This is a genomic window from Streptomyces qaidamensis (assembly GCF_001611795.1).
GTDB classification, from domain to species: domain Bacteria; phylum Actinomycetota; class Actinomycetes; order Streptomycetales; family Streptomycetaceae; genus Streptomyces; species Streptomyces qaidamensis.
Window position 1 is genome coordinate 3,781,611 of record NZ_CP015098.1, and the last position, 18,256, is coordinate 3,799,866.

Annotated in this window: 14 protein-coding genes; 4 read left to right on the top strand and 10 right to left on the bottom strand. The window is 71.8% G+C overall.

What is annotated here, in order from left to right:
* Positions 1 to 37: 37 nt before the first annotated feature.
* From A4E84_RS16530 to rsmI, 9 genes are all read right to left on the bottom strand, one after another.
* Positions 38 to 1,810 carry an outer membrane protein assembly factor BamB family protein gene (locus A4E84_RS16530; protein WP_062927322.1) on the bottom strand — a complete coding sequence of 591 codons (1,773 nt, stop codon included), beginning with the start codon at positions 1,808 to 1,810 and terminating at the stop codon, positions 38 to 40.
* A 191-nt stretch (positions 1,811 to 2,001) separates the two neighbouring features.
* Positions 2,002 to 3,813 (bottom strand): ABC-F family ATP-binding cassette domain-containing protein, encoded by a 1,812-nt coding sequence (locus tag A4E84_RS16535; RefSeq protein WP_062927323.1) that lies wholly within the window; start codon positions 3,811 to 3,813, stop codon positions 2,002 to 2,004.
* Between the two features lie 70 nt (positions 3,814 to 3,883).
* Positions 3,884 to 5,098, bottom strand: a complete 1,215-nt coding sequence (locus tag A4E84_RS16540; RefSeq protein WP_062927324.1) for a hypothetical protein — start codon at positions 5,096 to 5,098, stop codon at positions 3,884 to 3,886.
* Positions 5,099 to 5,162: 64 nt separating this feature from the next.
* Positions 5,163 to 6,062 (bottom strand): 4-(cytidine 5'-diphospho)-2-C-methyl-D-erythritol kinase, encoded by a 900-nt coding sequence (locus tag A4E84_RS16545; protein WP_062927325.1) that lies wholly within the window; start codon positions 6,060 to 6,062, stop codon positions 5,163 to 5,165.
* Positions 6,059 to 6,949 (bottom strand): 16S rRNA (adenine(1518)-N(6)/adenine(1519)-N(6))-dimethyltransferase RsmA, encoded by an 891-nt coding sequence (gene rsmA / locus A4E84_RS16550; protein ID WP_062927326.1) that lies wholly within the window; start codon positions 6,947 to 6,949, stop codon positions 6,059 to 6,061. Before rsmA ends, A4E84_RS16545 begins: the two co-directional genes overlap by 4 nt.
* Positions 6,950 to 6,992: 43 nt before the next feature.
* Positions 6,993 to 8,441: a resuscitation-promoting factor gene (locus A4E84_RS16555; RefSeq protein WP_062927327.1), complete on the bottom strand. Its 1,449-nt coding sequence runs from the start codon at positions 8,439 to 8,441 to the stop codon at positions 6,993 to 6,995.
* Positions 8,442 to 8,560: 119 nt separating this feature from the next.
* On the bottom strand, positions 8,561 to 9,451 hold the full coding sequence (locus A4E84_RS16560) for a TatD family hydrolase (protein ID WP_062927328.1): 891 nt from the start codon (positions 9,449 to 9,451) through the stop codon (positions 8,561 to 8,563).
* Positions 9,452 to 9,530: 79 nt separating this feature from the next.
* Positions 9,531 to 9,947 (bottom strand): hypothetical protein, encoded by a 417-nt coding sequence (locus A4E84_RS16565; RefSeq protein WP_062927329.1) that lies wholly within the window; start codon positions 9,945 to 9,947, stop codon positions 9,531 to 9,533.
* Positions 9,948 to 10,258: 311 nt separating this feature from the next.
* Positions 10,259 to 11,107: a 16S rRNA (cytidine(1402)-2'-O)-methyltransferase gene (rsmI, locus tag A4E84_RS16570; protein ID WP_062927330.1), complete on the bottom strand. Its 849-nt coding sequence runs from the start codon at positions 11,105 to 11,107 to the stop codon at positions 10,259 to 10,261.
* Positions 11,108 to 11,218: 111 nt separating this feature from the next.
* Here rsmI and A4E84_RS16575 point away from each other — a divergent pair, with 111 nt between their 5' ends.
* The 3 genes from A4E84_RS16575 (at position 11,219) to A4E84_RS16585 (ending at position 16,503) form a co-directional block, all read left to right on the top strand.
* Positions 11,219 to 12,967, top strand: coding sequence for a dolichyl-phosphate-mannose--protein mannosyltransferase (locus A4E84_RS16575; protein ID WP_062927331.1), 1,749 nt, complete (start codon positions 11,219 to 11,221; stop codon positions 12,965 to 12,967).
* 130 nt (positions 12,968 to 13,097) lie between these two features.
* Positions 13,098 to 14,732 (top strand): penicillin-binding transpeptidase domain-containing protein, encoded by a 1,635-nt coding sequence (locus tag A4E84_RS16580; RefSeq protein ID WP_062927332.1) that lies wholly within the window; start codon positions 13,098 to 13,100, stop codon positions 14,730 to 14,732.
* Positions 14,733 to 14,835: 103 nt separating this feature from the next.
* Positions 14,836 to 16,503 (top strand): penicillin-binding transpeptidase domain-containing protein, encoded by a 1,668-nt coding sequence (locus tag A4E84_RS16585; protein WP_062927333.1) that lies wholly within the window; start codon positions 14,836 to 14,838, stop codon positions 16,501 to 16,503.
* A gap of 123 nt (positions 16,504 to 16,626) precedes the next feature.
* On the opposite strand, the gene A4E84_RS16590 is transcribed toward A4E84_RS16585, so the two are convergent.
* Positions 16,627 to 16,992, bottom strand: a complete 366-nt coding sequence (locus A4E84_RS16590; protein ID WP_062927334.1) for an SsgA family sporulation/cell division regulator — start codon at positions 16,990 to 16,992, stop codon at positions 16,627 to 16,629.
* Between the two features lie 168 nt (positions 16,993 to 17,160).
* Here A4E84_RS16590 and A4E84_RS16595 point away from each other — a divergent pair, with 168 nt between their 5' ends.
* Positions 17,161 to 18,255: an energy-coupling factor ABC transporter permease gene (locus A4E84_RS16595; protein ID WP_062927335.1), complete on the top strand. Its 1,095-nt coding sequence runs from the start codon at positions 17,161 to 17,163 to the stop codon at positions 18,253 to 18,255.
* Position 18,256: the final 1 nt, after the last annotated feature.

Genomic DNA, 18,256 nt, shown 5'->3' on the forward strand with positions numbered 1-18,256 from the left:
TGGCGGAGTGGGGAAGGAGGATGCGGAAGAGGAAGAGTCACTTGCCGTAGGCGAGCATCAACTTCTCCTTCGTGTCGTCGTTTCCGCTCAGCCGGGTCGTCGAGATGTAGAAGCGCCCGTCGGCCCAGTCGATGTCCTTGGAGAAGAAACCGTCCTCGATGTCCGCGGCACCCTGCGGGTTCTGCAGCAGCTTGGACGGCTTGTGGCTGCCGCCGCCGGTCGGGATGGACACGATCTGCCCGCCCGCGTCGTACGACGGCTGCACATAGGCGATGAGCTTGCCGCCCTCGGTCTTGATCGGCAGCATCGACTCGTCGGAGGGGGACTTCACGCGCCACTTCTCCTTGCCGTCGGCGAGGTTGACCGCGACGATCTCGTTGGCGCCGGAGGTGGCCTCGGTCGGCAGGTACAGCGTGGTGTCGTCGACGGCGACGCCTTCGCAGCCCGTGAGGTCGCGTTCGAGGATGGCCCAGCCGCACTCGGGGGCGAAGTCCTCGTCGAAGCCGACCTGCGAGCGGAACTTGCCGCCGGAGGTGAAGGTGGAGATGTTCCAGGCCTTCTTGTCCTCGTTGGTGCTGTAGACGACCAGCGGGCTGACCGAGTAGGTGCGCGCGACCCGCCACCCCTTGTCGAACGGCTGGGTCCACTTGGCCTTGCCGGTCTTGGGGTCGAGCTCCTGGACCTCGTCGTGCTCCTTGTCGGTTCCGGCGCCGCAGGAGGAGACGGCGATCAGCTTCTCGCCGCCGGCGAACGCGGCGGGGAAGCAGGCGTTGCCGTACTTCTTCTTGTCGAAGAGCTTGTCGCCGTTGGTGACGTCGTACGCCGTGCCGGACTGGGAGCGGCCCACCATCAGTGTCTTGCCGGTGATGGACAGTTCGACGGAGAGCACGGAGTCGAACAGGGCGCCGTCGGCGACCTCTTCCTTCCAGCCCTTCTCGCCGGTGTTGAGGTCGATCTCCTGGAGCTGGTTGCACTTGGCGCGGTCGCTGCTGCCGCTCATGTACGCGACGACGATCTTGTCGTCGGACGTCTTCTGCGGAGTCGTCGCGCAGATCTTCTGCGGGAAGGTGATCGCGTCCCAGGCGGGTTTGCCGTCACCGGCGTTGTAGGCGAAGAGCTGCTTGTACGCGGCCTTCACCGCCGTCTTGCCGGTGATCCACATGCCGTCGGCGTCGGCGCCGGAGCCGGGCGCGTCGGGCGCCTCCTTGTACCAGAGGACCTTGGCCTCGCCGGCCTGGCGGCCCTCGTTGAGGTTCTCCGGGTCCTCGCCGCCGTCGCCGCTGCCGTCACCGGGGTTGACCGGGGCGGAGGAGCCGGGCTTGGCGTCGTCGGTCTTCTGGGCGACCGGCTTCTTCTTGCCCTTGCCGTCGTCGCCGCCGGTGACGGCCCACACGGTGCCGCCGACCACGAGCAGCGCGGCGACCGCGGCGCCGATGATCAGGGCGGGCTTGCCCTTGAAGGGGTTGTTCGAGCCGCCCGCGGGCGGGGTGCCGGGCGCACCGGGGTACTGCGGCTGCTGCGGGTAGCCGTAGCCGGGCTGGCCGTACGGCCCCGGCTGCTGCGGCGGACCGTAGGGGCCCGGGTTGTACGGCCCCGGCTGTCCCGGCTGCCCGTACGGACCGGGCTGCTGCGGGGCCTGCTGCGGGTAGCCGTACCCCGGCTGCGGCGGGCCCCGCGGGGGCGGCGGCGTCTGGGGCGGGCCCTGGGGGGGCGGCGGGGTCTGCGGTGCCCCGTAACCACCGCCCTGCGGCGGCTGGTTCTGCGGTGCTCCGAAGCCACCGTGCGGTGGCTGACTGGGCGGCTGAGTCATCAGCGGCTCCCCCGTTCGATCACTGATTTTTAGCCACGCCCTGAGGTACGCGATGGGCTCAGAGTCGCTTCATGAAGTTCTAAGACGACTCTTTCTATCACCAGGTTCCGACAGCACACCGGGCCGATCACCCCCTGTTCCCAAGGGAGGACCGGCCCGTGATGCCCTCGTTATGCGCCTTCACGCACCCTTCACGCGCCCTCGGCCAGTTCCAGCCAGCGCATCTCCAGCTCCTCGCGCTGACCGGCCAACTCCCGCAGCTCGGCGTCCAGTTCAGCCACCTTCGCGAAGTCCGTGGCGTTTTCGGCGATTTGGGTGTGGAGCTTGGTCTCCTTCTCGGAGACCTTGTCGAGCTGCCGCTCGATCTTCTGGAGCTCCTTCTTGGCGGCACGCTGGTCGGCGGCGCTCTTCTCCGGGGCGGCGGACTGCTGCTGTGCGGCGGCGGGGACCGAGGCGGCCGCGGCCTCCTCCATGCGCTGCCTGCGCTCCAGGTACTCGTCGATGCCGCGCGGCAGCATCCGCAGGGCGCCGTCGCCGAGCAGCGCGAACACCCGGTCGGTGGTGCGCTCGATGAAGAACCGGTCGTGGGAGATGACGATCATCGAGCCGGGCCAGCCATCGAGGACGTCCTCCAGCTGCGTCAGCGTCTCGATGTCGAGGTCGTTGGTGGGCTCGTCGAGGAAGAGGACGTTGGGCTCGTCCATGAGCAGGCGCAGCAGCTGGAGCCGGCGGCGCTCACCGCCGGACAGGTCCCCGACGGGCGTCCACTGCTTCTCCTTGCCGAAGCCGAACGTCTCGCACAGCTGCCCCGCGGTCATCTCGCGCCCCTTGCCGAGGTCGACGCGCTCGCGCACCTGCTGCACGGCCTCCAGCACCCGCGTGGCCGGGTCGAGTTCGGCGACCTCCTGGGAGAGGTAGGCCAGCTTCACCGTCCTGCCGACGCGGACGCGTCCGCCGACGGGCTGGGTCTCGCCGTCGGACCGGGCGGCCTCGGCCATGGCCCGCAGCAGGGACGTCTTCCCGGCGCCGTTGACCCCGACGAGGCCGATCCGGTCACCGGGTCCGAGCTGCCAGGTGACGTGCTTGAGGAGGACCTTGGGGCCCGCCTGGACGGTGATGTCCTCCAGGTCGAACACGGTCTTGCCCAGCCGGGTGGAGGCGAACTTCATCAGCTCGCTGCTGTCGCGGGGCGGCGGCACGTCGGCGATGAGCTCGTTGGCGGCCTCGACGCGGAACCGCGGCTTGGACGTCCGGGCGGGCGCGCCGCGGCGCAGCCAGGCCAGCTCCTTGCGGACGAGGTTCTGCCGCTTGACCTCCTCGGTGGCGGCGATGCGCTCGCGCTCGGCCCGGGCGAAGACGTAGTCGGAGTAGCCGCCCTCGTACTCGTAGACGGCGCCGCGCTGGACGTCCCACATGCGGGTGCACACCTGGTCGAGGAACCACCGGTCGTGGGTCACGCAGACGAGGGCCGACCTGCGGTTCTGCAGATGCCGGGCGAGCCAGGCGATGCCCTCGACGTCGAGGTGGTTGGTGGGCTCGTCCAGGACGAGCAGGTCCTGCTCCTCGATGAGGAGCTTGGCCAGGGCGATCCGGCGCCGCTCACCACCGGACAGCGGGCCGATGACGGTGTCCAGCCCCTTGGGGAACCCCGGCAGGTCGAGCCCGCCGAACAGGCCGGTCAGCACGTCCCTGACCTTGGAGTTCCCCGCCCACTCGTGGTCGGCCATGTCGCCGATGACCTCGTGGCGGACGGTGGCCCCGGGGTCGAGGGAGTCGTGCTGGGTGAGCACGCCGAGGCGGAGCCCGCCGGAGTGCGTGACCCGCCCGGTGTCGGCGCTCTCCTGCTTGGCGAGCATGCGGATGAGCGTGGTCTTGCCGTCGCCGTTGCGGCCCACGACACCGACGCGGTCCCCTTCGGAGACGCCGAGGGAGACGCCGTCGAGCAGGGCACGGGTGCCGTACACCTTGCTGACGTTCTCGACATTGACCAGATTGACGGCCATTACTCTCCTGCCAAGGGGGATGGATCGACCCCCAGGGTAGTCGCGCGCGGGGGTGCTCCGGCCGGGGCGGTCAGCCGCCGTCCGCGGCCTCCCGGCGGCGCTGGTAGCGCCATACGTCCAGCAGCCGCTCGTCGAACGGCAGCTCCGGGTCGACGGGCCCGATCCGGTGCTCGGCCTCCACGCAGCGGGGATCGTCGCGGTAGGCCAGGCCGGACACGGCGCATATGCGGATCTGCTGCCGCTCGTCATGGGTGAGCGCGACCAGCGCGTCCCCGATCTCGGGCTCGCTCCCCCGGTGGTGCCCGAGCCGGCGGCACGCGGCCTCGCGTACGCCGGAATCCTCGTCGCGGGCCAGGGTGAGCACGGCGGTGAGGCTCTCGGAACGGTGCACGGTCTCCGGCACCAAGGCGCGCACCCGCGGGTCCGGGTGCGTGAGGTGCGAGAGTCCTACGGCCTCGATCTCGGGCGCGCTGTCATGGGTCATCGCGTGCAGGAGCACCGCCAGCACCTCCGGGTCCTCCTCCTGCTCCGCCCAGGGCACGAGCTCCCGCCCCCGTTCCCAGAACGGTTGGGGGCCCTTGACGACGTCTCCGAGGATCAGGGACAGCAGGAGGTCGGCGGCGAGCAGTCGGTGCGTCCGGTCGGGGTGGTCGAGCAGGTCCCGGCTCCATAGCCAGGTCTCCTCGTCGGTCCGCCGGCCGAGCGTGAACACGACGTCGCACCACACCACGTGGTCCCGGTCGGGGTGGGCGAGGGCCCGGTCCACCAGTTCGTCGAAGGGGGTGCGGACGCCGTACAGCACCTCCATGGACGTGAGGACGGCCCGGTGCTCGTCGCGCACGGTCACGGGACCGAGCGTGAGCTGCTCGCACCACCAGCCGATCTCGTCGTCCACGACCCGGATCCGCTCGACGGGCCCGGTGAGGCCGGTGATGCGGCGCAGCTCGGTCTCCGCGTCCGCCTCGGCCCACCGCCGGGCCCGGGCCAGCATGTCTGCGCGCGCCGGTACCGTGAGCGGTTTCCGGCCGGTGGCGAGCGCTCGGGTCAGCAGGTGTGACCCGCCGTCCACCGCGCGCGTCAGAGGCGTGCTCCCGTCGGGCAGCGGGCGCAGGGGGTCGGCACCGGCTTGCAGCAGCGCGTCGGCGACGTCCGTGTCGTACGCCGCCACGGCCAGGCAGAGGACCGGCAGGCCGTCGGCGAGGGTGTCGGGGTCGGCCCCGTCGCCCAGCAGTGCCGTGACCTCGTCCGCGTCCCCGCGCCGTACCGCCGCGACCAGTTCCCGCACGCCTGTGCCCCCTCGTGAAACAACCGGGGGAGCCTAGACGCCCGGCACCGGCCGGGGCACGTGATTAACGCCCGGCGATCGTCGCGCCGGGCGCCGGGCCCGAGGCCGTGCGCACCGTGCGGCACGTCCCGGACGCGAGCAGGGCCTGTGCCACCGCGGCAGCCGACTCCGGGTCGCGGACCAGGAAGGCCGTGGTCGGGCCGGAGCCCGAGACGAGCGCGGTCAGGGCACCGGCGGCCCGCCCCGCGGCCAGGGTGCCGGCGAGTTCGGGGAAGAGGGACAGCGCCGCGGGCTGGAGGTCGTTGGAGACGGCGGCGGCGAGCGCGTCCGGGTCGCCCTTGGCGAGGGCGGCGAGGAGTTCTGCGGAGGCGACGGGCTCGGGGATGTCCCTGCCCTCGCCGAGCCGGTCGAACTCGCGGAAGACCGCCGGGGTGGACAGGCCCCGCCCGGCCATCGCGAACACCCAGTGGAAGGTGCCGCCGGTCTCCAGGGGCGTCAGCTGCTCGCCCCGCCCGATACCGAGGGCCGCCCCGCCGACCAGGCTGAACGGCACGTCGCTGCCCAGCTCGGCGCAGATTTCCAGGAGTTCCTCGCGGGGGGCGCCGGTCTCCCACAGCGCGTCGCAGGCCACCAGGGCGCCGGCGCCGTCCGCGCTGCCGCCCGCCATGCCGCCGGCGACGGGGATGTCCTTGGCGATGTGGATGTGGACGCCGGGGCTGCGGCCGTACCGTTCCGCGAGCGCCACGGCGGCCCGCGCCGCCAGGTTCGTACGGTCCAGGGGGACCTGGTCGGCGTCCGGGCCGTCGCAGGTGACGCGGAGCTCGTCGGCCGGGGTGACGGTGATCTCGTCGTAGAGGCCGACCGCGAGGAAGACGTTGGCGAGGTCGTGGAAGCCGTCGGGGCGGGCGGCGCCGACCGCCAGCTGGACGTTGACCTTGGCCGGGACGCGGACCGTGACGCTCACGCGGACTCCTTCTCCTGGTGCCGGTTCGCCTTGTGCTCGGCGATCCGCGCGAACTCTTCCACGGTCAGCGACTCGCCCCGGGCCTGCGGCGAGACCCCGGCGGCGACCAGTGCCTCCTCGGCCGCGGCGGCGGATCCGGCCCAGCCGGAGAGCGCGGCCCGCAGCGTCTTGCGGCGCTGGGCGAACGCCGCGTCGACGACGGCGAACACCTCGCGCCTGGAGGCCGTCGTCTTCAGCGGCTCGCTCCGGCGGACCAGCGAGACCAGGCCGCTGTCGACGTTGGGCGCCGGCCAGAACACGGTCCGCCCGATGGCACCGGCGCGCTTGACCTCGGCGTACCAGTTGGCCTTGACCGAGGGGACGCCGTAGACCTTCGAACCGGGCGGCGCGGCGAGCCGGTCGGCGACCTCCGCCTGGACCATGACGAGGGTGCGCTCGATGGTCGGGAAGGTGTCGAGCATGTGCAGCAGGACCGGGACGGCCACGTTGTAGGGCAGGTTGGCGACCAGCGCGGTCGGGGCGGGGCCCGGCAGCTCGGTGACGTGCATGGCGTCCGAGTGGACCAGGGCGAACCGGTCGGCGCGCTCGGGCATGCGGGCCGTGACGGTCGCGGGCAGCGCACCGGCGAGCACGTCGTCGATCTCCACGGCCGTGACCCGGTCGGCGACCTCCAGCAGCGCGAGGGTGAGCGACCCGAGCCCCGGGCCGACCTCGACGACCACGTCGTCGGGGCGGACCTGTGCGGTGCGGACGATACGGCGGACGGTGTTCGCGTCGATCACGAAGTTCTGTCCGCGTTGCTTGGTGGGGCGTACGCCGAGGGCTGCCGCGAGCTCGCGGACGTCGGCGGGGCCCAGGAGGGCGTCGGGGGTGGGGCTGCTGGTCACGGGACAAGGGTACGGGGGTTCGGTTCCCCCCTTGTCCGCCCGCTCATCCGCCCAGCCGTGCCCCGCAGTGCGGCCAGGGGCTTGCCCCCCGCCGCACATACAGCTTCTTCGCCCGGTACGTCTGCTCCGCCGCCGGGGCGTCCTGGGGGCGTCCGTTGCCGCCGAGGGCCTGCCAGGTGCGGGTGTCGAACTGGTAGAGGCCGCCGTAGGTGCCCGAGGAGTCGACCGCGTCGGGCCGGCCGCCGGACTCGCAGGCCGCGAGGCCCTGCCAGTCGAGGTGGTCGGCCCCCCGCACGGAGGCGGGACGCGGTTTCGTGCCGACCTTGACCACCTGCGGGCGTGGCTCGCGCACCACCTCGGACCTGATCCGGCGCGGTTTCTGCCGGACGCCGTTGACCGAGCGCAGGGAGAAGGTGACCCGGCGCAGGCCCGGCTCGCCCGCGCGCTCCACGACCTCCGTGCCCCGGAACAGGTCCGGGTCCTCCGTGCGCCGCACCTGGAACGGGATCGGCTCCTCGCGGACCTCCTTGCCGCCGGTGATCCGCAGCACGGTCACGGTCTGCCCGTCGCGCGGGAAGCTCCCCTGCGGGACCGACGTGGTGTCCTGGCCGTGCAGGGTGATCCCGGCCTCCTCGACGGCCTCCCGTACGGTCGCGGCGTTGGTGCGCACCGTGCGGGCGCGGCCGTCCGCCATGATCGTGACCGTGCGTTCGGTCCGAACGTCCAGGGCGAGCCCTTCGCGCCCGATGCGCCGGGAGCGCGACGCGGACACGTACGCGCCCTCCTGTCGCACACCCAGCTGCCGCAGTGCTCCCTCCACCGTGTGGGCGGTCGTCCAGATCTCGCGCCGGTGCCCGTCGAGGGTGAGCCGCACGGGCCGGGCGAAGTGCACGGCGACCTCGTCGCCGCTGCTGATCTCCGTGCCGGGCCCGGGCGCGACCACGTCATGGGCGCCCACCTCTACGCCCTCCTCCGCGAGCAGCTCGGTGACGTCGTCGGCGAAGGTATGCAGGGTGCGCGCCTTGCCGTCGACGTTCAGCTCGATCGCCTTGTCCTTGGCGACGAACGCCGTGGTGCCGCCCGCCAGGAAGGCGACGACCAGGGCCTGCGGGAGGAGCCGCCGCATCGGGCTGTCCGGGCGCTCGGCGTAGCGCGCCTTGCGCCGACGTGCGGATCTTCGGTGAGCGCCGGTGCGCGCCGCGGCACGCGATCCGGCGTGCGCACCCGGGCCCCGGCCCGGCTGCTCGGCGGACCCGGGCGCCGGACCGTCGTCCGGAGCTCCCTGCCGGGGCAGCCCGGGCAGGGTCGGCCCCTCGTAGGCGGGCCGGTAGGTGTCGGCGTAGGCGCCGGGCGTCCCATGGCCGAGCGTCTCGGCGCTGTGCAGGTCAGCCGGCGGCGCGTCGAAGCCGCCGTACACCGGGCCGGCATAGGCCGGGCCATACGTCTCGTACGTCTCGTGGGTCTCGTATGTCTCGTATCGGGAGTTGCTCACGCCGACACGCTCCAGGGGCCGGAGGGGGTCCAGAGGGGTCCGGATCGGGCCCCCAGAACCTAGCGGAGCGTTCGTCACTCTCCAAAGCGACGCGGCTACGCACAGTAGTGCGGCCGGCGTCAGTATCCGAAGGCGCGCGCGGTGTTGGCGCCGAGCGCCGTGGCGAGGGTGTCCTCGTCGATGCCGCGCACCCCGGCCATGGCCCGCACGGTGACCGGCACGAGGTACGGGGCGTTGGGCCGCCCGCGGTAGGGCGCCGGGGTGAGGAAGGGCGCGTCCGTCTCGACGAGGAGGAGCTCCAGCGGGGCCACGGCCACCGCGTCCCGCAGGTTCTGGGCGTTCTTGAAGGTGACGTTGCCGGCGAAGGACATGAAGTAGCCCGCGCTCGCGCAGATCTCCGCCATCTCGGCGTCGCCGGAGTAACAGTGGAAGACGGTCCGCTCGGGGGCGCCCTCCTCCTTCAGCACGCGCAGGACGTCGGCGTGGGCCTCGCGGTCGTGGATGACCAGGGCCTTGCCGTGGCGCTTCGCGATCTCGATGTGGGCGCGGAAGGACAGCTCCTGCGCGTCCTTGCCCTCGGGCCCGGTGCGGAAGTAGTCGAGGCCGGTCTCGCCGACGCCCTTGACCTGCTCCAGCGCCGCCAACCGGTCGATCTCGGCGAGCGCTTCGTCGAGCGCGGCCCGGCCGCCGGCTTCGCGTGCGCCCTGCCGCGACCATCCGTCGGGGTCACCGTGCACGATCCGGGGTGCCTCGTTCGGGTGCAGGGCGACCGTGGCGTGGACGGCGTCGTGGGCCGCCGCCGTCTCCGCCGCCCACCGGGAGCCCTTGAGGTCGCAGCCGACCTGCACGACCGTCGTCACTCCGACCGAAGCCGCCTTCGCCAAGGCCTCCTCGACCGTGCCGGACTGCATGTCCAGATGGGTGTGGGAGTCGGCGACCGGGACCCGGAGGGGCTCCGGGAGGGGCGGTGCCGCGTTCTTGTCCTGGCGGCCGGAGTCGTTCGAAGGCATGCCCCGATCCTACGAAAGGGGCACGCCCTCCCCGATGGAGGAGGGTCGGGGAGGGCGTCTACAAGGGAAGCCGGACGGGTCAGCTCGCCTTGCGCTGGAAGGGGTGCAGCAGGTCGGACAGGTGCCAGTGGTGGTGCTCGCGCTCCTCGCCGTCGGCCCCGGCCTGTGCCGCGGGCGCTTCCACGGGCCCGGCGGGCGGCGGCACGCGGGAGGGCCGGTGCGCCGCGTCGCGCGCCGACGCGACCCGCCCGGGCCGCATGATGCGCACGACATGGCTGTCGCAGTGGTGGCACTCGGGCTTGCTCAACGGGGAGGGCACCACCTTGCCGTCCGCGACATAGAGGACGAACTCGTGACCCGCGGCGTCCGTGTGGTGCTCTATCTCGTACGACTGCTCCCAGCCGTGTCCGCACCGCATGCAGGCGAACGAGTAGGACTCGTTGACGACTGCGGTCGCACCGGCGCGGAGCCCGGTCTGCCCTGCGATCTCACTCATGCCAGCTCCTGTTCCGCTGTGGCGTGAGGACGATTCCGTCCCCGCGACCCAGTGGACTCCTCGGCCGGACCGATGGCAGCAGACCTGTCGACTGTTGGCCCCGATTTGGGCGTCCCTTGCCGTTGCACCCCTTGCGCTTTGCCCACCCATGGGGCGCACGCTCATCCGACATGCGCCCTGCTCAGGGGATGCTTAGCGCCCCCTGAGGGGCGCGGGGCCGTATCCATGTGCGGCTCCGCCGCGTGGCGCGATCAACCCCACACCACCCGCGCCCCGCAAAGCACCTGGAGCGAGCCCCACCCCGAACCCGGTCACCCCGCAGCGTTCTTCGCGGCGACCACCGCATCGAAAACCACCCGCTTCGGCACACCGGCCTCCACCGCCACCGCAGCGATCGCCTCCTTGCGCCGCTCCCCCGCTTCCTCCCGCACCCGGACCCGCCGGACCAGCTCCTCGGGCCCGACCTCCTCGGGCCCCTTCTCCGGCGCGCCCTCCACGACGACCGTGATCTCGCCGCGCACCCCTTCCGCGGCCCACGCGGCCAGCTCCCCGAGCCCGCCCCGCCGCACCTCCTCGTACGTCTTGGTCAGCTCCCGGCACACCGCGGCCCGCCGCTCGGCCCCGAACACCTCGGACATCGCCGCCAGCGTGTCGTCGAGCCGGTGGGGGGCCTCGAAGTAGACGAGCGTCCGCCGCTCCTCGGCGACCTCCCGCAGCCGCCCCAGCCGCTCCCCCGCCTTGCGCGGCAGGAACCCCTCGAAGCAGAACCGGTCGACCGGCAGTCCGGACAGCGCGAGCGCGGTGAGCACCGCGGACGGCCCGGGCACGGCGGTGACCCGTACGTCCCGCTCGACCGCGGCGGCGACCAGCCGGTACCCCGGGTCGGACACGGACGGCATCCCCGCGTCCGTGACGAGCAGCACCCGCGCCCCGCCCACCAGCTCCTCGACCAGCTCCGGCGTCCGGGCGGCCTCGTTGCCCTCGAAGTACGACACGACCCGCCCCTTGGGCGTGACGCCGAGCGCCTGGGTCAGCCGGCGCAGCCGCCGCGTGTCCTCGGCGGCGACGACATCGGCTCCGGCCAGTTCCTCGGCGAGCCGGGGCGGGGCGTCCGCGATGTCGCCGATGGGGGTGCCTGCGAGTACGAGGGTTCCGATCACGCTCCCATCCTCCCAGGGGCGGCGGGCCCGGACTCCTCCCAGGGGCGGAGGATGCGGACGCATACCGGCCATGCACGGGACTCACACAGAACGGTTCCCTACGATGGCGCGGTGACCAGTACCGCGTCCTCCACGGACACCCGGCAGGGCCAGGCGCCGCTCGACCAGCGGCCGTCCTGGCAGCAGCGGCTGCGCCGCTTCGGCTACCAGGGGCAGCCCAGAAGCGACGCCCGCGACGTCCGTGACCGCCTGGTGCCGCCGTACACCGAGCCCTCCCCGCGCCTGTGGGCGGCACTCGGCGTCCCGCACCAGCTCGCGGGCCGGCTGGTGCGCTGGTCGGGCTGGATCGGCCCGCTGCTCGTCACGCTGCTGGCGGGGGTGCTGCGGTTCTGGAACCTGGGCAGCCCCAGGGCGGTGATATTCGACGAGACGTACTACGCCAAGGACGCGTGGGCGCTGATCCACCGCGGGTTCGAGCTCAACTGGGACAAGAAGGCCAACGACCTGGTGCTGTCGTCGGGCGGGCAGGTCCCGCTCCCGGCGGACGCCGCGTACGTCGTGCACCCGCCGATCGGGAAGTACGTCATCGGGCTCGGCGAGCTGATGTTCGGGTTCGATCCCTTCGGCTGGCGCTTCATGACGGCGGTGCTCGGCACGCTGTCCGTGCTGCTGCTGTGCCGGATCGGCCGCCGCCTGTTCCGCTCCACCTTCCTGGGGTGTCTGGCGGGCGCGCTGATGGCGGTGGACGGCCTGCACTTCGTGATGAGCCGCACGGCGCTGCTCGACGGTGTGCTGATGTTCTTCGTGCTGGCCGCGTTCGGCTGTCTGCTCGTGGACCGGGACAGGGCCCGCGCGAAACTCGCCGCCGCGCTGCCGCTGGACGAGGACGGCCGGGCCCGGCCCGACCGGCACACGGCCGAGACGGCCCGCCTGGGACGGCGCCCCTGGCGCTGGGCGGCGGGCCTGATGCTGGGCCTGGCCATCGGCACGAAGTGGAACGGCCTCTACATCCTGGCCGCGTTCTGCCTGATGGCGGTGTTGTGGGACGTCGCTTCGCGGCGGGTCGCCGGTGCCCGGCACCCGTACGCGGCGGTCCTCAAGCGCGACACCGGCCTCGCGTTCGTCGCCACGGTCCCGGTCGCCCTGGTCACCTACCTGCTGTCCTGGACCGGCTGGATCCTCTCCGCCACGAACGGCTCCGGCGGCTACTACCGCAACTGGGCCGCGACCAGCGGCAAGGGCGGCAGCTGGACGTTCCTGCCCGACTGGCTGCGCAGCCTGTGGCACTACGAGCACCAGGTGTACGAGTTCCACGTCGGCCTGTCCTCGCCGCACACGTACCAGTCCAACCCGTGGAGCTGGCTCGTCCTCGGCCGCCCGGTGTCGTACTTCTACGAGTCCCCGGCCCCCGGCAAGGACGGCTGCCCCGCCGACGCCGGCGAGAAGTGCGCCCGCGAGGTCCTCGCCCTCGGCACGCCGCTGCTGTGGTGGGTCGCCTGTCTCGCGGTCCTCTACGTGCTGTGGCGCTGGTTCTTCCGCCGTGACTGGCGCGCGGGTGCCATCGCCTGCGGCATCGCGGCCGGCTACCTGCCCTGGTTCATGTACCAGGAGCGCACGATCTTCTTCTTCTACGCCGTCGTTTTCCTGCCGTTCCTGTGCCTGGCGGTGGCGATGCTCCTCGGCGCGATCATCGGCCCACCCCGCTCCAGCGACACCCGCCGCGTCGCGGGCGCCACGGCCGCGGGCGTCCTGGTCCTCCTGATCACCTGGAACTTCATCTATTTCTGGCCGCTGTACACGGGCACCGCCATCCCCATCGACGACTGGCGGTCGCGGATGTGGCTGGACACGTGGGTGTGATCTACGTTCGGTCACAATCCGAAAACTCCCGCCCCGGTTAGTAACCGCTTACGCATAGAGTCCCCCCGGCACCGAGCTTTCTGAACGCGTTCAAAGGAGCGTGTGGGGCTCAACGGGGAGGGGTCCACCCATGGGCAAGGGGGTCAAAACCGCCGTCATAGGCGGGGTGTTCGCGGTGATGCTGGGCGGGGCCGGGTACGGCACCTACAACATCGTGAACGCGCTGAACGGTGACGGGGGCGGCACGGGCGGGGTGGCCGCGGAGAAGAAGTCGGGGCCGCCCGGCAAGGACGAGGTCAAGGAGACCACGGCCAAGTTCTTCACGGCCTGGGAGAAGGGCGCTGCCGCCACGGCGGCCTCGTACACGAACAACGACGGCGCCGCCGAGCAGCTGCTCACCGCCTTCGGCGACGACGCGCACATCACCGGCGTGAAGATCACGCCGGGCGCGGCCCGGGGCACCACAGTCCCGTACGCGGTGAAGGCGAAGGTGGCCTACGGCGGGAAGTCCAAGCCGCTGAGCTACGAGAGCGAGCTGAAGGTCGTGCGCGGGCTGACCACCGGGCGGGCGCTGGTCGACTGGCAGCCGTCCGTCGTGCACCCCGAGCTGAAGAAGGACGACACCCTCGTCACCGAGGAGTCGGCCACGCCGCCCATCGAGGCCGTGGGCCGCGACGGCGCCGAGCTGACGAAGGAGAAGTACCCCTCCCTCGGACCGATCCTGGACGCCCTGCGCGACAAGTACGGCGAGCAGGCCGGCGGCACCCCCGGCGTCGAACTGGTCATCCGGCACACCGGCAACGGCGCTCCCGACACTCCGCTGCTCACCCTCGCCGAGGGCAAGCCGGGCAAGCTCACCACCACGATCAGCCCGGGCGCGCAGGCAGCGGCCGAGAAGGCGGTCAAGCGGTTCGCCCAGTCGTCGGTGGTGGCCGTCAAGCCCAGCACCGGCGAGGTGCTGGCCGTGGCCAACCACCGCACGGACGGCTTCAACGCCGCTTTCCAGGGCGAGGCGGCACCCGGCTCCACCATGAAGATCATCACCGCCGCGATGCTCATCGACAACGGTGTGACCTCCATGAACGGCCCGGCACCCTGCCCGGACACCGCCGTGTGGCAGAGCCAGTCGTTCAAGAACCTGACGGGCATGAAGGCCAACGAGAACGCCACGCTCGCCAACAGCTTCATGCGGTCCTGCAACACCGCCTTCATCAAGCTCATCGACGAGAAGCCGCTCACGGACGCCTCGCTGACCCAGGAGGCCGAGGAGCGCTTCGGCCTGGGGCAGGACAACTGGACGACCGGCATCGCCTCCTTCGACGGCAGCGTCCCCGCCGTCGACGGGCCGGACCGGGCGGCGGGCGCCATCGGGCAGGGGCAGGTGCAGATGAGCCCGCTGAACATGGCCTCGGTGACCGCGACCGCCATCACCGGCGCCTTCCGCCAGCCCTACCTGGTCTCGCCGGAGCTGGACGGCCGGGAGCTGGCCCGGGCCCAGGGCCTGCGGGCGAGCACCGCCGCCCAGCTCAAGCAGATGATGCGGCTCACGGCCACGCAGGGCACCGCCGCGCCGGCCATGGCCGGACTGGGCGGTGACATCGGCGCCAAGACCGGTTCCGCCGAGGTCGACGGCAACGCCAAGTCCAACAGCTGGTTCACCGGATTCCGGGGCGACATCGCGGCGGCGGCCATGACCGAGGAGGGCGGCCACGGCGGTGACGCGGCCGGGCCGATTGTCGCAGCCGTGCTACGAACAGGTGGCTGATCTCACCTCCGCGCCACGGGACCCTAGGGTGGTGGCCGTCGTTGGGACATGGGACGGCTGAGGGCGACGGGAGCCCTGGGGAATCTCGGAGGAACGGACAGCAGTGGGCAACAGAAGGCGCGTCGCCGAGCGACGGAAGACCAGACCCGCCGTGATCGGCGGGATGATCGCCGTGGTCGTGGTGGGCGCCGGGGCCGGTGCCTACGCGCTGTACGGCGGTGGCGCCGCCGCGGACGACGGGACACGGGCCTCGGACCAGAAGGCCGAGGTGAAGACGGGCCCGCTGTCCCCGGCCGAAGTCACCACCACCGCCCGCGCCTTCCTCACCGCCTGGCAGTCCCAGAAGGTCGACCGGGCCGCCGCGGCCACCGACGACACCTCCGCGGCCCGGTCACTGCTCACGGGCTACACCAAGGACGCCCACATCAAGGACGTCACCCTCACCCCGGGCCGGCCCACCGGCGACAAGGTGCCGTTCTCCGTCAAGGGCACGGTGTCCTACAAGGGCACCGACAAGCCGCTGGCGTACGACAGCGCCCTGACCGTCGTGCGCCGCGCCGCCGACGGAAAGCCGCTGGTCGACTGGCACGCGGCCGTCGTCCACCCGGATCTGCGGGACGGCGACACCCTGGTCACCGGCGCGGCGGGCACGCCCCCGGTCAAGGCGCTCGACCGGGACGGCGGCGAACTGACCACCAAGAAGTACGCCTCGATCGGCCCGATCCTGGACGGCCTGCGCGAGAAGTACGGCAAGGAGGCCGGCGGCAAGGCCGGCATCGAACTGCGGGTGGTGCGCGGGAAGTCCGCGGAGGCGAAGGACCTCTCCGACAAGACCCTGCTGGAGCTGAGCGAGGGCACGCCCGGCACGGTGAAGACCACGCTGGACCCGGCCCTCCAGGCGGCCGCCGAGAAGCAGGTCGCGAAGAAGGCCAAGTCGTCCGTGGCCCTGCTGCGGGTGTCGACCGGCGAGATCCTGGCCGCCGCCAACGCCTCCCCCGGCTTCAACACCGCCTTCCAGGGCTCCCTGGCCCCCGGCTCCACGATGAAGGTCATCACCTCGTCGCTGCTGATCGAGAAGGGCCTGGCCTCGGCGGACAAGAAGCACCCGTGCCCGAAGTACTTCACGTACGGGCACTGGAAGTTCCAGAACGACGACAAGTTCCAGATCAAGAACGGCACGTTCAAGGCGAGCTTCGCCCGCTCCTGCAACACGGCCTTCATCAGCCAGGCCCCGAAGCTGAAGAACGACGACCTGACCAAGGAGGCCCAGCAGGTCTACGGCCTGGGGCTGAACAACTGGGCCATCGGAGTGCCGTCCTTCGACGGCGCGGTGCCGGTGCAGTCGGCCGCCCAGATGGGTGCCTCGCTGATCGGGCAGGGCGGGGTCCGGATGAACCCGCTGAACATGGCGTCGGTGTCGGCGACGGTCAAGGCCGGCACCTTCCACCAGCCGTACCTGGTCTCCCCGGACGTGGACGGGCGGGAGCTGGCGAAGGCCGCGCGCACGATGCCGGCGAGCACCCTGTCCCAGTTGCGTGAGCTGATGGCGTACACCGCCGCGTACGGCACGGCCGCGGAGGCGATGTCCGGGGTCGGCGGCGACGTCGGTGCGAAGACCGGGTCCGCCGAGGTCGACGGGCAGAAGAAGCCGAACGGCTGGTTCACGGCCTACCGGGGCGACCTGGCCGCCGCGGGCGTGGTCCAGCAGGGCGGGCACGGTGGCTCGACGGCCGGCCCGATCGTGGCGGCCCTGCTGAAGGCGGGCGGCTGAGCCCCGGGTTCAGCGCGTAACGGGGTTCAGCGCTGACGGAGTTCAGTGCTGACGGAGTTGAGCGCTGACGGACTTGAGCGCTGAAGGAGTTCAGTGCTGACGGAGTTCAGCGCGTGATGCGGATCAATGCGTCACGGGTTCCGCGGCGGCCATGTACGTCCGCCGCAGGAACCGCAGCAGCGCCTGGCGCTCGAACTGCACCACCGACACCCCTTGCGCGGAGTGGAACTCCACCACGACCTGCACCCGGCCGCACGGCCACACCCGCACCTCGCCGCTCCCGGCAGGAGCCCGCAGACCTTCCTCCAGCAGCTCGCGGCTGAACACCCACTCGCGTCCCCCGGCTCCCGGCAGCGTCATGCGCACCTTCCGGGGATCGTGGTCGGGGTCGTACCGCAGGGTGACCGGAACCGCCTCCAGCTCGTCGACCAGCGGCACGGCCGCGTCCGAGACGATGTGGGCTCGCGCGTACTGCTCGACTACGGACATCGGACGGCCCCTTCACCGTGCGCAATCCGAGTGGAAACCGTGCGTCCACTCCCTCTCCAATGTCGCATATTTTCCGGATTGCGCTCCTGGAGCCGGATATATCACGGGTGAGATAAAACGAGCATCACGCTCTTGCAAACCGTTCGCATCAAGCCACATCATCGAACGGTGCATGTACCTGACGGATTCATCAACGCGCCCACCTCCGCCGCCACCGGTGTGATCGCCGCGGGCGCCATCGCCGTGAGCCTGCGCGGCGCACGCCGCGAACTCGACGAGCGCACGGCGCCGCTGGCCGGGCTCGTGGCGGCGTTCATCTTCGCGGTGCAGATGCTGAACTTCCCCGTAGCGGCGGGGACCAGCGGCCATCTCCTCGGCGGTGCGCTGGCGGCGATACTCGTCGGTCCCTACACCGGGGTCCTGTGCGTCTCCGTCGTCCTGCTGATGCAGGGCATCCTGTTCGCGGACGGCGGTCTGACCGCGCTGGGCGTGAACATCACCAACATGGCGATCGTCACGACGGTCGTGGCCTACGCCCTCTTCCGCGGCCTGGTGAAGGTGCTGCCCCGCACCCGCCGATCGGTCACCGCGGCCGCCTTCGTCGCGGCCCTGGTCTCCGTCCCGGCCGCCGCGCTCGCCTTCACGCTGATGTACGCGATCGGCGGCACCACCGACGTGTCGATCGGCAAGGTCGCCACCGCCATGATCGGCGTGCACGTCCTGATCGGCATCGGCGAGGCCGTGATCACCGCGCTGACCGTCGGCTCGGTCATCGCCGTACGCCCGGACCTGGTGTACGGGGCGCGCGGCCTCACGCAGAAGCTGAAGCTGCGGGTGAACGGCGAACTGGTCGACGCCCCCGACGCCGAGCCCGAGCCCGTGCCCGCCGCCGCCCGCACTTCGCACCGCAAGGTGTGGGCGGCCGGCCTGGTCGCCTCCCTCGTGCTGGCCGGGTTCGTCAGCTTCTACGCCTCGGCGAACCCCGACGGCCTGGAGAAGGTCGCCGCCGACCACGGCATCGACAAGAAGGCCGAGGACCACGCGGTGGCCGACTCCCCGCTCGCCGACTACGGCGTCAAGGACGTCGCCGACGCTCGCCTGTCCGGGGGGCTGGCGGGCGTCATCGGCGTGGGCGTCACGGTCGTCGCCGGCACCGGCGTGTTCTGGGCCGTGCGCCGCCGCCGCACCGACGACACCTCCCCGTCGGACACGACGAACACGCCGGATACGACGAACACGAGCACGACGGGCACGAGCGTCTGAC

Excerpts from the sequence above, each read along its gene's own strand:
- A4E84_RS16580 (WP_062927332.1), top strand. The coding sequence starts at position 13,098 with ATGGGCAAGGGGGTCAAAACCGCCGTCATAGGCGGGGTGTTCGCGGTG.
- A4E84_RS16535 (WP_062927323.1), bottom strand. The coding sequence starts at position 3,813 with ATGGCCGTCAATCTGGTCAATGTCGAGAACGTCAGCAAGGTGTACGGC.
- A4E84_RS16530 (WP_062927322.1), bottom strand. The coding sequence starts at position 1,810 with ATGACTCAGCCGCCCAGTCAGCCACCGCACGGTGGCTTCGGAGCACCG.
- A4E84_RS16560 (WP_062927328.1), bottom strand. The coding sequence starts at position 9,451 with ATGCCTTCGAACGACTCCGGCCGCCAGGACAAGAACGCGGCACCGCCC.
- A4E84_RS16565 (WP_062927329.1), bottom strand. The coding sequence starts at position 9,947 with ATGAGTGAGATCGCAGGGCAGACCGGGCTCCGCGCCGGTGCGACCGCA.
- A4E84_RS16590 (WP_062927334.1), bottom strand. The coding sequence starts at position 16,992 with ATGTCCGTAGTCGAGCAGTACGCGCGAGCCCACATCGTCTCGGACGCG.